Source organism: Vibrio sp. JCM 18905 (assembly GCF_055393305.1).
Map to the genome: position 1 here is coordinate 1,769,725 of NZ_AP043878.1, position 12,644 is coordinate 1,782,368.

Annotated in this window: 10 protein-coding genes; 8 read left to right on the forward strand and 2 right to left on the reverse strand. The window is 45.0% G+C overall.

Annotated features, from left to right (window positions below):
• Positions 1-253: 253 nt before the first annotated feature.
• Entirely contained in the window at positions 254-1,471 is a 1,218-nt protein-coding gene (gene glgC, locus ACZ5ZC_RS07765) for a glucose-1-phosphate adenylyltransferase (protein ID WP_006742254.1), read from the forward strand.
• A 97-nt stretch (positions 1,472-1,568) separates the two neighbouring features.
• On the opposite strand, the gene ACZ5ZC_RS07770 is transcribed toward glgC, so the two are convergent.
• Positions 1,569-4,733, reverse strand: coding sequence for a chitinase C-terminal domain-containing protein (locus ACZ5ZC_RS07770; RefSeq protein WP_464931575.1), 3,165 nt, complete (start codon positions 4,731-4,733; stop codon positions 1,569-1,571).
• Between the two features lie 277 nt (positions 4,734-5,010).
• Positions 5,011-5,892: an AraC family transcriptional regulator gene (locus ACZ5ZC_RS07775; RefSeq protein ID WP_053808441.1), complete on the reverse strand. Its 882-nt coding sequence runs from the start codon at positions 5,890-5,892 to the stop codon at positions 5,011-5,013.
• A gap of 206 nt (positions 5,893-6,098) precedes the next feature.
• On the opposite strand from ACZ5ZC_RS07775, the gene ACZ5ZC_RS07780 reads away from it, so the two are divergent.
• The 7 genes from ACZ5ZC_RS07780 (at position 6,099) to ACZ5ZC_RS07810 (ending at position 12,634) form a co-directional block, all read left to right on the forward strand.
• Positions 6,099-7,247, forward strand: a complete 1,149-nt coding sequence (locus tag ACZ5ZC_RS07780) for an iron-containing alcohol dehydrogenase (RefSeq protein WP_006742257.1) — start codon at positions 6,099-6,101, stop codon at positions 7,245-7,247.
• A 296-nt stretch (positions 7,248-7,543) separates the two neighbouring features.
• Positions 7,544-8,191: a lysoplasmalogenase gene (locus tag ACZ5ZC_RS07785; protein ID WP_464931576.1), complete on the forward strand. Its 648-nt coding sequence runs from the start codon at positions 7,544-7,546 to the stop codon at positions 8,189-8,191.
• A gap of 170 nt (positions 8,192-8,361) precedes the next feature.
• Complete coding sequence (locus tag ACZ5ZC_RS07790) at positions 8,362-9,096, forward strand: amino acid ABC transporter ATP-binding protein (protein ID WP_054867583.1); 735 nt, start codon at positions 8,362-8,364, stop codon at positions 9,094-9,096.
• Entirely contained in the window at positions 9,096-9,893 is a 798-nt protein-coding gene (locus ACZ5ZC_RS07795) for an amino acid ABC transporter permease (RefSeq protein WP_182033746.1), read from the forward strand. Before ACZ5ZC_RS07790 ends, ACZ5ZC_RS07795 begins: the two co-directional genes overlap by 1 nt.
• A 9-nt stretch (positions 9,894-9,902) precedes the next feature.
• A complete protein-coding gene (locus ACZ5ZC_RS07800) occupies positions 9,903-10,721 on the forward strand; it encodes a transporter substrate-binding domain-containing protein (protein ID WP_025795545.1) in 819 nt (272 codons plus the stop codon).
• A gap of 81 nt (positions 10,722-10,802) precedes the next feature.
• Positions 10,803-11,723 (forward strand): amino acid ABC transporter permease, encoded by a 921-nt coding sequence (locus ACZ5ZC_RS07805; RefSeq protein WP_464931577.1) that lies wholly within the window; start codon positions 10,803-10,805, stop codon positions 11,721-11,723.
• A gap of 92 nt (positions 11,724-11,815) precedes the next feature.
• The gene (locus ACZ5ZC_RS07810) at positions 11,816-12,634 is read left to right on the forward strand and encodes an EAL domain-containing protein (RefSeq protein ID WP_464931578.1); all 819 of its coding nucleotides are present in this window, start codon (positions 11,816-11,818) and stop codon (positions 12,632-12,634) included.
• The last annotated feature ends 10 nt before the right edge of the window (positions 12,635-12,644 follow it).

Genomic DNA, 12,644 nt, shown 5'->3' on the forward strand with positions numbered 1-12,644 from the left:
TCTCCCCTTCCCTATAATCTTGCGCCAATTTGATGCACGGCCTACTTAGCACTTCACCAATGTGGTGCAATTGCCTTGCGATGAACTTTTAACCCCTTTGATTTTTAAAGAGATATTCTATGGCTCGAATCTTGTACTAAAGTTTGCAGTAGTAAACACATCAGCAGAAGCATTTTCAAAACCCCTGCGCTGTAAACCACTTCCTCCTGGTTAGCACCGTTTTGATGCATGCAAAAAAGGGAAAGGGAACAATATGGAAGACGCACTCGCCGTAATTTTAGCTGGAGGGATGGGGTCTAGACTCAGCCCACTCACCGATGATAGAACCAAGCCAGCAGTACCTTTTGGCGGAAAGTATAGAATTATAGATTTCACACTAACCAACTGTTTACACTCAGGTTTACGTAAAATCCTTGTTTTGACCCAATACAAATCTCATTCACTTCAAAAACACTTGCGAGATGGTTGGTCGATATTCAATCCAGAGCTTGGCGAGTACATTACTGCGGTTCCACCTCAAATGCGCAAAGGTGGTGCATGGTATGAAGGAACCGCTGATGCGATTTATCACAACATGTGGTTACTATCGCGCAATGACGCGAAGTATGTGGTTGTGTTATCCGGCGATCATATCTATCGAATGGACTACGCCGCGATGCTTGAAGAGCATAAAGAGAAAGGTGCTAAGCTCACCGTTGCCTGTATGGATGTTCCCGTAGAGGATGCTTCAGCATTCGGGGTAATGGGCACCGCAGAAAACGGGCTAGTTACTTCATTTATAGAAAAACCAGAATGCCCACCTACCCTTCCAGGAAGTAAAACCAGAAGCCTCGTTTCCATGGGGATTTATATCTTTGACATGGATGTTTTAAAAGAAGCACTCGAAGACGACTCAAAACTCGATTCATCAAGCCATGACTTCGGAAAAGACATCATACCTAAGCTGATTGATACGGAATCCGTTTATGCTTATCAATTTTGTGGCAGTAAAGGGCGCGTTGATAAGGATTGCTACTGGCGCGACGTGGGTACCATTGATTCCTTCTATGAAGCGAATATGGATCTGCTAGAGCCAGTACCACCAATGAACCTATATCAATCCAATTGGGCGATTCGTACTTACGAGCCGCAGTTTCCACCAGCTCGTACTGTATCGTCAGCCACGGGCAATGAAGGTATTTTTATTAACTCCATCATTGCTACCGGTGTCATCAATTCTGGAGGCTCAGTACAGCATTCCATTATTTCCTCTAACGTACGCATTCAAGACAGTGCCACGGTAGTCGATTCCATCATTTTTGATGACGTAGAGGTCGGTGAAGGAAGTCAGTTGGTCAACTGCATAGTTGATAAACATGTTCGTATTCCGCCACATACTCAAATTGGCATCAACAAACTAGAAGATGCGAAGCGATTTAAAATCTCAGACAAAGGTATTGTCGTCATACCCGAAAGTTACCAATTCGACTAAACGACAAACCATCGCAACAAAAAAGCGCACGATCATCATCGTGCGCTTTTGTTTAAGTGCCTATTAACGTTAGGCTATAACAGTTAATCAAAAACGATTAGATGTTACATACCGTTGACCAGCTACCATCTGTGCCCGGCTCAGCCGCTGTCCACCAGTTCGCTTGGTAAACCACACCGTTGTGGATGATCTTATCACCTTGGTTAGCGTGGCTTGGGTTACCAGCCCAATCCGTTTGTGGTAGAGCTGGGTATGTCACTAAACCTGTCGTATCACACGTACCTGGTTCAGTAGTACCACCATCACCCGAGCCTGCATTTAGGTCGCCAATTGGTAGTTCTGGCTGTTCAAACTTGAACGCAAACTCTTTACCACCAGAAATCACTGAGTAGTTAGCCGGACCAGAGATTGGTAGGTAGTAAACCATATCAAGCTCGTAAGTACCGCCCGCTGGTAAATCTTTCCAAGCAGGTAGAGAGAACGATACGCGGTGCATTACGCCATCTAAGCCACCGATGTTGTTTGCACGAGTATGTCCAGAAGCAATGACTTTCAAACCGCCACCAGATTGATCTTTCGCATTATCAGGAGCTGATACTGGGATATCAAACTGGAATTCAGTACCACCAGGGATCGCTTGACCAGTGTTGTTCGTAAACGTGATCTTCGGATTAATTGGGTAGTTTTGGTCGCCAACCTTAAAGCCGCCAACGCTGACTGTAATGTCTACCGCTTCTGTTGGTGTCGGACCCGTCGCGACTTTATTACCGTAAGGTGTTGCAGACTTAAACTTGTCGTAGATAGCTTTGGTCATAGTGTTACCCATGTGGTACTCACCATTACCAGCTGCACAAGCTTGTTCTGTTGCATCTACTGCCGTACGATTACCATTTGCATCCAGTACGTAACAGTTGTAGTCGCCTGCCAGTTCCCAGAACATAATACCGCCGATTTCTTTATCGATAACATAATCAGCTTTCACTTCGATAGAAGCTTTATCTTCCGTAGACAGGAACACGCTCTTCTCTGCGTTCCACAACCAAGGCGCTACAGCAACGCTATCGTAATGACGTGTATATGTACCAACAAACTTATCCGAAGGATCGTTAACTGGATCAAGACCGTAAGCGGCTGCGTAAGAGCCCCAGATACCATTTTCTAGGTTCTTCGCATGCCACATTGGGTTAGAGCCAGCGCCCATTTCGTTGCCTTTAGGGTCTGTATCGTGCCACATGTTGTCGATACCAATAGCACCGTGACCACAGTTGTTCTTCTCACCTTCACCGGTACCAGGTTGACACTCAGCTTGGTTCGGCAGTGCTGCTCGGCCCCATAGGCCATTTTCACCACCAGTAACACCTTGCCAACCACGGGTGTAGTAAGGAACACCAATGTTGATACGACCTGCTGGCATAGAACCACGGAAATAGTGGTAAGCCCAGTCTGTGTTCAAGTAACCGATACCACCGTATGCAGCAGTGCCGTATACGTTCCACTGCGCTAGCTCCGAGTCTTTACCTGTATCGAATAATGCTGCGTTGTGACCAACGTGATCATTCCAAGCCCCATGCAAGTCGTAAGACATGATGTTTACGTAGTCTAGGTACTTAGTTACATCGAAGGTTTCCATACCACGCAGTAGGTAACCTGAAGATGGTGCTGCGATAGTCAGCATATAATGAATGCCATCTTGCGCGGATGCCGCGTCAAGTTTCTCACGCAATACTTTCATCAGCTCTTGGTAAGACGCCCATAGATACTGACGACGTGGTTCCATGAAGTCTTTGTCGTAAGGGTTACCAGCACCAGCCATTGATGTCGGGTATTCATAGTCGATATCCAGGCCATCGAACTTGTACTGACGCATCATTTCAACGGCTGAAGTTGCGAACTTCTCGATGCCTGCATGGTTAATAGAACCGTCCGCATTCGTCGTCATGGTGTAGAAGCCACCATCAGCTACACGATTGCCGTTCGTATCGAAGTGACCGCCCGTTTCAGCCCAACCACCGATAGAGATTAGCGTTTTAACATCATGTTTTTGCTTGTAAGTCGCTAGCGCACCAAAGTGACCTTTAAAGCCAAGAGCAGGATCTACCTCAACGCCAGGCCAAGTTTTACCCGTAGCAGGGTTGTTAGGGTCATTAACGTCACCAACGTTTACTTTACCATCAGAACCAATGCTCACAAACGCGTAGTTAATGTGAGTAAGTTGCTCCCAAGGAATATCTTTAACAAGGTAAGTAGATTGAGGGTCCTCACCTGCACGCCAGCTAGTAAAGTAACCAATCACACGACGTGGGTGATCGGCGCCCATTTTCTCGCGACCTTCTTCGTCATAAATAGAACAGTAAGGAACGTCTACACCCGTTGTTTGATACAAGCCATCAGGGCGGCAGTTAGATGTCACCGCGCCACCGTTTACCGTTAACGTCGCGAGTGCAGAATCTGCAGTTGCTCCGGCATCATCGGTTGCTCTCGCATAAACACTTAGCGAACCAGCTTGTGAAGGCATTACATCAAGCGTGTATGGTGCAGTTGTTGCGGTGCCAGCAAGGACGCCCGCCACATAGAAATCAACTTTAGCAACAGTGCCATCCGCATCTGCGGCATTCGCAGTCAGTGTGACGGAGCCACCCAAGTCAATAGAAGTCGCAGAAAGTGCAACATCCACTGTCGGCGCTTCGTTACCAGGTTGTGCTGGTGCCACAGTTAACGTCACAGCACTTGCTGTGCTCACTGCACCCGTATCATCATACGCCTTAGTAGAGAATTCATGCTGGCCTTCAGTCGCTGTCCATGACGCAGCATAAGGCGCAGACGTTGCCTGACCAACTAATACGCCATCAACAAAGAATTCTACTTTGCTAACGGTTCCATCGGTATCTGCTGCATCTGCAGCTAGGTTAACAACATCCCCCGCAGTCACAGAAGCCGACGCAGAAGGCGATGTCAGAGTAACAGTCGGGACTTCATTCTGAGGTGGATCAACCGGTCCAGTGCCATCACATGCGCCAAGTGTTTCCCACTCGCCCCACTCACCAGATTGCGCTGGGTTACTGTTTTGCGTCCAGTAACGTGCTTTGTAAGCATTACCTTCATGTTGAACTTGGTCACCACCGTTATAAACTTTTGATGATTGCCAAGTTTCTAGAGGGGCACAGTCAACCGCTGCGTAGCTATTGAAGGCCATAAGACAAGAAGCGGTGAGAGTGCTTAGTGTGAACACGCTTTTCACTGCGTTGCCGTTTTTAAGGTGCATAATCGCTCTTCCTTAAGTTATTGTTAAAACAATACTAAATGCGCTAAACAAAGCGCACTTATACTTTTATTTCGACGTAAAATAACTTAAGTACAAGTTGGTGATTTCACACTATCTATTTACGAGTTTTCCACACCGCCTCGCAACAATCCACTAAATGCTTGCAACAACATACCTATTATTTGGCACCAGTAACTAATTTTATAAATCAAATAAATATGTCACTCGCAAATTAATAAAAAAGGCAAAAAAAGTCGTTATTTTGAAATAAAGATCACTAAGCCTTTGTTGACCTTGGCGTTTCATTAAAATGTCGCTTGTACTCACGACTAAACTGTGATGGGCTCGTGTACCCGACCAGTCTCGCGGCATCATTAACACGTCGCCCCTCCAACTGGATTAACTCGCGCGCTTTATTAAGTCGAACTTTCTTAATGTATTGCAACGGAGATTCAAGCGTGACATTGCGAAAAGCTTGATGGAAAGCAGACACACTCATATTGGCTTCTTCTGCCAATGTTTGTACGCTCAACTGTTCATGGTACGCTTGATGAACACGATTCAGTGCTTTGGCCACTCTAGCGTAAGAGCCTTCTTGGTGTGCTAAGTCAAATAAAACATACCCTTCTTTGCTTACCAAAGTGCGATAAACAATTTCCTCAAGAAGTAGATCACCGAGCATGACAACATCAAGCTCATTACACAACGCGCTCATTAGTCGCTTGCATGCATCCAGCATACCTTCGCTCATGCGTACCGATTTAAGGCCGCAACGGGTAGCATCCAGACACTTATTACTGAATTTCTCAGCCTCAAGTTTTTTAACGAGCTTATGAAGAAGCGTTGGCGAAATATCTATCGAGATGCCAAGTAAAGGCTCATTGTTTGTCGCAAACGCTTCGCACTCCAGGGGCATGGGAACTCCTACGACAAGGTAATCATCGGGCCCATATTGGACAGGTGTATCACCAATATGAATGTTCTTATGTCCTTGACCTAAAACAATAATGCCAGACTGATAGACAAACGGCTGTCGATGATTTCCTTTGCTACTGCGATAAAACCATACGCCATCTATTGCGGTTTTCTTCATACCTTCTAAGTCATGCAGTCCCTGCTTTTCAACATATTGCTGCATGATATCTGCGAGAGTGTGCATTAGAGCGCTCCATCAATGACCAACGAGTTTGGTCTCTATTATTATTGTGAGCACTATACTTCCTCTCAACTTTAACTTTCTAGTTCAAGAGCATTAATTTTGTAGAAATAGGCAAATTATTTGCAGAAATCGACCTGTTAACGAACGTTAATCAGGACTAATATGCACGTATTCAATCTCCTTTACTGGAAGCAAGAGGGCTAATAATGAACTTTTCTTATGTAAACCCAACCAAGATTTTCTTTGGTCAAAAACAAATCGCTGCAATCAAAGAAGCTATCCCATCCGACCAAAAAGTTTTAGTGGTATACGGCGGTGGCTCAATTAAAAAAAATGGCGTGTACGACCAAGTCTCAGAAGCACTAGAGGGACATGAATGGCTAGAGTTTTCTGGTGTTGAACCCAACCCAACCAAAGAAACGCTCGATAAAGCGGTCGCAATGGTAAAAGAACATGGTGTTGACTTTATTCTTGCTGTTGGCGGTGGTTCAGTCATTGATGGCTCTAAATACGTAGCAGCAGCATCTAAGTATGATGGTGATGGCTGGGATATCATGATTGGTAAACACCAAGTCACTGAAGCGACGCCTCTAGCTGCAATTTTGACACTGCCAGCAACAGGCTCAGAGTCAAACATGGGCGCAGTTATCACTAAAAAAGAAACTCAAGACAAACTTCCGTTCATGTCTCCAGCAGTACAGCCTAAATTTGCTGTGTTAGACCCGGATGTAATGAAAACACTTCCAGAACGCCAGCTTATCAACGGCATTGTTGACGCATGGGTGCACGTATGTGAGCAATACTTGACGCTTCCTACCGGCGCAATGGTTCAAGATGGCTATGCAGAAACACTGCTGAAAACCTTAAAAACACTCGGAGAACAGTTTGCCGAGCGAGACGACGATATGTGGCGCGCAAACTTAATGTGGTCTGCTAACCAAGCATTGAACGGGTTAATTGGTAGTGGCGTTCCACAAGACTGGGCGACACATATGATCGGCCATGAATTAACGGCTCTATGGGGCGTCGATCATGCACGTTCTCTTGCAATCGTCCAACCATCGCTACTTCGCAACCAAATGCAATTTAAACGTCCTAAACTAGAGCAAATGGGTCGCAACGTATTTGGACTTGAAGCTGGAGACGATCTTGCTGAACGTACCATCGAAGCGATCGAAGCGTTTTATCATCAACTTGATGTCGCAACTAAGCTAGAAAACTATGGTGAAAGTCGTGAACAAGCGATCGATGCCATCATCGAACAACTCAATAAACACGGAATGACCGTTCTCGGTGAAAACCAGGCGATTACTCTTGAACGTAGTCGTGAAATTTTAGAACTCGCTGTTGCCTAACAGCAAAAACAGTTCACTGCCCTTTCTAGGGTTTAACGGTATTGTGACTTAACGGTCACAATACCGTTTTTTTATGCTATTTTGTAAGCTTCATCACGTTCAAATTCGGGAACTCCTCAAAATAACGATTAATCCCTACAAACTCATTGATCGTGTAGGTCAGTAAAGAGACAACTGTCCAGCTTTACACAAACAAAAATAAAATTGAATTCAAAGGTCTAACTTACTCATTTAATGGACCTTTTATTTGTTGTAGTTATCCACTACATTAGCTTGTCTGTTCGAGAATCCATTTTATGTGGCTAGTTGTTGTCGTATTAGCATTCATACATATCATCAGTATCCGTAAAGGTCCTAAGTGGGTCTTCTACGTATCCAAACCATTACCAGTGCTCTGTATGTTAGGGATTTTAATCCAGTCTCCTGCCTATCATATGCCATACACGCATTGGATTTTGGTTGGCTTATCGCTCTCGTTGCTTGGTGATCTACTATTAATGCTCCCTAGAGATAAGTTTATTACCGGATTAGTGCTCTTCTGCTCTGCCCATCTTTCCTATAGCTACGGTTTTACCATCATGTCCGCTTGGCATTTTACGCCTTGGCTCCCTATTGCTTTATTTGGACTCGGTGTGTGTTTCTATTGGTTGTTTCGACCGAACCTTGGTCAAGAAAAGCTCCCGGTTGCCAGCTACATATTGGTATTGATGACCATGTGTTGGGCTGCTATCGAGTATTATTTGAGTGGAAAAACACAATCGTCCTCATTTGCAGTACTCGGAAGCTTTATCTTCATCGTTTCTGGTACCGTCTTAGCTTTTGAACGCTTCGGGGGACGATCCGTATTTTCCCGACAAGTCGTCATGGTGACCTACTATTCCGCACAAACATTGATGGTGATGTCCGTTGTTGCCATCGTTGTTCGTTATCCGTATCTCAGTTGAACTGAATTATTAGTAATAGCCTCTGTGTCTAATTCTTAAAACATTACTTTATCAAGCACTAAAGTGAGCAGGTTCTTAATCTTAGAACCTGAATATAAGCTTGTTCTTAATGAAATCATGCGTACAACTTGCTATTGTAGAAGGATATTTTTCCTTTATAGCGTGCCCCTTTGAAAGAGAACACTCCCGTCGTTGAATTTAGCAACGTAAACAAGTGGTATGGCGATTACCACGCTCTAAAAGATATCAACTTCTCCGTGCATTCTGGCGAGATCGTCGTTGTGTGTGGCCCTTCTGGTTCAGGAAAATCAACGCTCATTCGTTGCATCAACCATCTTGAATCGATTCAAGAAGGCCAGCTTCATGTATTCGACCAGCCTTCTCACGCAAAATCTCTCAAGCCCGGTAAAATCGGCATGGTGTTCCAGCACTTCCACCTTTTTCCTCATTTGACTGTACTGGAAAACCTCACCTTAGCGCCGATTCGCACACTCAAATTGTCAAAACAAGAAGCTGAAAAACGCGCACGACATTACCTAAAGCGAGTCAACATTGAAGAGCAAGCGAGTAAGTACCCTATCCAGCTTTCTGGCGGTCAGCAGCAACGCGTCGCGATTGCCCGCTCCTTATGCATGGAACCTGACTTGCTCCTGTTTGACGAACCAACTTCGGCGCTTGATCCGGAAATGATCAATGAAGTGTTGGATGCCATGGTTGAGTTGGCACAAAGCGGAATGACGATGATTTGTGTCACGCACGAAATGGGATTTGCCAAAAAAGTAGCGAACCGCGTGGTATTTATGGATGAAGGCCAAATCCTGGAAATGAACTCACCGATCGCCTTATTTGAGACGCCACAGCATCCACGAACCCAAGCATTTTTGAACCAAATTTTAAGTTACTGATGATAGTTCGCGTAATCAAACCCGTCCTTCAAGCTTTACTGCAAATGATGCTCCTCTTCATCGCGATTGTGTGGGTGTTGGACTCTGGTGCCGATGCTATGGGCTATCAATGGCAATGGGAACGCGTGCCTGATTACATCGCTTTTTATGAAGATGGCGAATGGTGGCCCGCAGAACTTATCGATGGGCTATTGGTCACGCTTAACATCTCGGCCATTAGTCTATTCTTCACCTTAGTGTTGGGGTTGGTCACCGCGTTACTAAGGCTTAGCGATTCGAAAGTCGGCAATGTTATTGGCACCACTTATGTCGAGGTAATACGTAACACGCCGTTGTTGGTGCAAATCTATTTGCTCTATTTCGTGTTTGGCCCCGTGATTGGTTTGGACCGATTCAGCACCGCCGTTTTGGCTTTGTCCCTTTTTCAAGGTGCTTACACTGCAGAAATATTCCGCGCAGGTTTAAACAGTATTCCTAAAGGGCAATTCGAAGCATCACAAACACTCGGGTTATCACCGTTTTACACTTACAAAGACGTAATTTTGCCCCAGGTTTTACAGCGCACATTACCGCCATTGACCAATGAAGTGGTTTCTTTGATCAAAAACTCTTCCATTGTAAGCGTGATGGCGATTTTTGATTTAACAACACAGGCACGCAACATCGTCTCTGAGACGGCGATGCCGTTTGAAATTTGGTTTACCGTGGCAGCAATTTATCTTGCTCTCACTCTATCACTTTCTGGCTTGTCTGCATGGCTAGAACACAAACTCGGAGCCAGTTGGCGCAAATTATAAGGAGATAACATGAAGTTATTCAAAGCGACCATTACTGCATTATTAGGGCTAGCCATCGCTATGCCTACAATCGCGAAAGAAGATGTTGCCACACCCAATGTAGATCAAATCAAAGAACGAGGCACTTTGCGCGTTGGTATGTCAACATTTGTCCCTTGGGCAATGCGCAACAAGCAAGGTGAGTTAATCGGTTTTGAAATCGATGTGGCCAAACGCTTAGCAGAAGATTCAGGTTTGAAAGTGGAATTTGTACCGACCGCGTGGGATGGCATTATTCCCGCACTACTGGCGAAAAAGTTCGACGTGATCATCGGTGGCATGTCGGTCACGCCCGAGCGTTCCAAAAGCGTGTTGTTTACTGAACCCTATTCACACTCCGGTGTTCAAGTAGCAGCAAATAAAGAACTGGCTTCTGGTTTTAGCGAATTCTCGGATTTTGACTCACGACGCGTAAAAATAGCGGCTCGTCGCGGCGCATTCACCGTTCAAGTCGCCAGAGAAACCTTCCCGAAAGCGAAGATTCTGCAATTTGATGACGACGCGCAAGCCTTCCAAGAGGTTCTGAATGGTAACGCCCACGCGGTCATTGCCTCTAGCCCAAAGCCAGAACATGAGACAGTGAAACACAGCGACAAGCTATTCCTTCCATTCTCTGAACGACTATCAAAAGGTAACGAAGCCTTTGCGGTTCGCTTAGGGGAGGAAGATAAAAAAGCCTTTTTCAATAAATGGATTGAAGAAAGAACCCAAGATGGATGGTTAAAACAGCGTTATGAATACTGGTTCTCGACATTAGATTGGCAAGATCAAGTCGCGCAAGGCCAGTAATCTAAATGGCTCGTGGTCTTCGCGAGCCTATACTTTTGAATCATCTATTTTACTTTTCCATCATCTATCGGAGTTAAATTTTTGGGCGAACAAACCACCACTCGCACAGCACCCACAAAGGCCAACACAGGTTCCTTTCTAGTTCGGTTAAACACGCTCGATTGGGTACTGCTTATTATCTGTGGTATTGGTGGTGTTTGGCTGTACCATCGTTCCAACGTTGGTGTGCATTATTTGTGGCAGTGGAAAGAGGCGTTTGAACTACTTTTTACGCCAAGAGCCGATGGTGGTTTACCTTACTTCTTCCAAGGTTTGATTTCGACGTTAAGGCTCAGTATTTGGGGCATCAGCTTCGCGTTAGTGCTTGGCACGTTGCTAGGCTTAGCACGCTTCTCTCGCTCCGTTTGGTTGCGCACACCTGCAAACACATTTATCCAGTTGGTAAGAAACATCCCACCGTTGGTTTTTGTTTTTATTTTCTACTTTTTCATTTCTAACCAGTTGATCCCGCTACTCGGTTTGGAAGATCTTCTACGAAACTACAGCGGTGAACCAAATGCGCTACAAAGCTTTCTTTTTGGGCCTTCTAACCTTTGGGAAAATCTTGCCTCTGGCGTGTTATGCGTCGGCCTACTCTCTTCTGCCTACGTTGCAGAAGTGGTGCGTGCAGGTTTACAAAGTATCGACCAGGGACAGTGGGAAGCGGCAGATTCATTGGGCTTGTCTCGGTGGGTGAAATACCGATTCGTTATCGCGCCGCAAGTGCTCAAAATCATCACCCCAGCACTTGCAGGTCAAACCATCTCTCTAGTGAAAGACACCTCTATCGTTTCACTGATCTCGATACAAGAAATGACGTTTGTTGGGACCGAGATGGCAAATTCATCAGGCTATATCTTTGAAATTTGGCTCATTGTCGGCATTGCTTACTTTTTTATTTGTTTCGGGTTGTCACTTATTTTTCGCTACATTGAAGCAAAATCGGAATCCATTTCAAATTAACTCAACCGTATATGTAATTAGACACATTTGAATCTTCAAATCAGAATTGCATCCTGTTACATTGAAAAGATGCTAAATTTTCGGCGTTTTTCATGGAGTTAAAGAATCAATCGGACTACGAGCGATACATTAAGCAAGATAATCTTGGTGAATATTATGTAGTTCTCAATCAATTCACTTTTCACAGTGTTTATCAGCCGATTTTTGATAAGCACCAGCGTATTATTGGAATGGAAGCTCTACTGCGAATTCGTGGCATTGATGGTTCGTTAATTCGTCCTGATGTATTTCTGGCCAACAATGGCCTCGATCCCTACTTTCGATTGTGTGTTGAGTTTTTATCCAGAGCAATGCACATTCGAAATTTTGCACGCTGTTTCGCAGGAACGCCTATCAAACTGTTTCTCAATGTCATGCCTCAAACCCTACTCACCCTAACCAAAGACATGGGCTTTAAAGACAACGGCCTGCTTTACAAGCGCCTTTCCGACCTTGGTATGAACCCATCAGACGTGGTGTTTGAAGTAGTCGAAGAGTCATGCGGTGATACTGATTTACTGATCAAAGCCGTGCAGTTAATGAGAGCGAATGGCTTTATCTTTGCTATCGATGATTTTGGCGCTCAACATTCTGATATCGCACGTGTTCAGCAGCTTTGCCCTGACATCATAAAAATCGATCGCTCCTATCTACTTGATTACTGCGCCGGAGAAACCTTTTCCATACATAGCGCCGCTGAGCTCGCGGCTCATATGGGAGCAAAAGTGATCATAGAAGGGGTAGAAGAAGACGTGCAGCTGCAAGCGATGTATCAACTTGATTTGGATTATTACCAAGGCTTTTACTTAGGTAAGCCTTGCGCCATTCATCACTGGACCGATAGCCTAAACATAGAGACGACAGTGCATTGACACTACCCCC

Excerpts from the sequence above, each read along its gene's own strand:
- glgC (WP_006742254.1), top strand. The coding sequence starts at position 254 with ATGGAAGACGCACTCGCCGTAATTTTAGCTGGAGGGATGGGGTCTAGA.
- ACZ5ZC_RS07770 (WP_464931575.1), bottom strand. The coding sequence starts at position 4,733 with ATGCACCTTAAAAACGGCAACGCAGTGAAAAGCGTGTTCACACTAAGC.
- ACZ5ZC_RS07775 (WP_053808441.1), bottom strand. The coding sequence starts at position 5,892 with ATGCACACTCTCGCAGATATCATGCAGCAATATGTTGAAAAGCAGGGA.
- ACZ5ZC_RS07780 (WP_006742257.1), top strand. The coding sequence starts at position 6,099 with ATGAACTTTTCTTATGTAAACCCAACCAAGATTTTCTTTGGTCAAAAA.
- ACZ5ZC_RS07785 (WP_464931576.1), top strand. The coding sequence starts at position 7,544 with ATGTGGCTAGTTGTTGTCGTATTAGCATTCATACATATCATCAGTATC.
- ACZ5ZC_RS07795 (WP_182033746.1), top strand. The coding sequence starts at position 9,096 with ATGATAGTTCGCGTAATCAAACCCGTCCTTCAAGCTTTACTGCAAATG.
- ACZ5ZC_RS07800 (WP_025795545.1), top strand. The coding sequence starts at position 9,903 with ATGAAGTTATTCAAAGCGACCATTACTGCATTATTAGGGCTAGCCATC.
- ACZ5ZC_RS07810 (WP_464931578.1), top strand. The coding sequence starts at position 11,816 with ATGGAGTTAAAGAATCAATCGGACTACGAGCGATACATTAAGCAAGAT.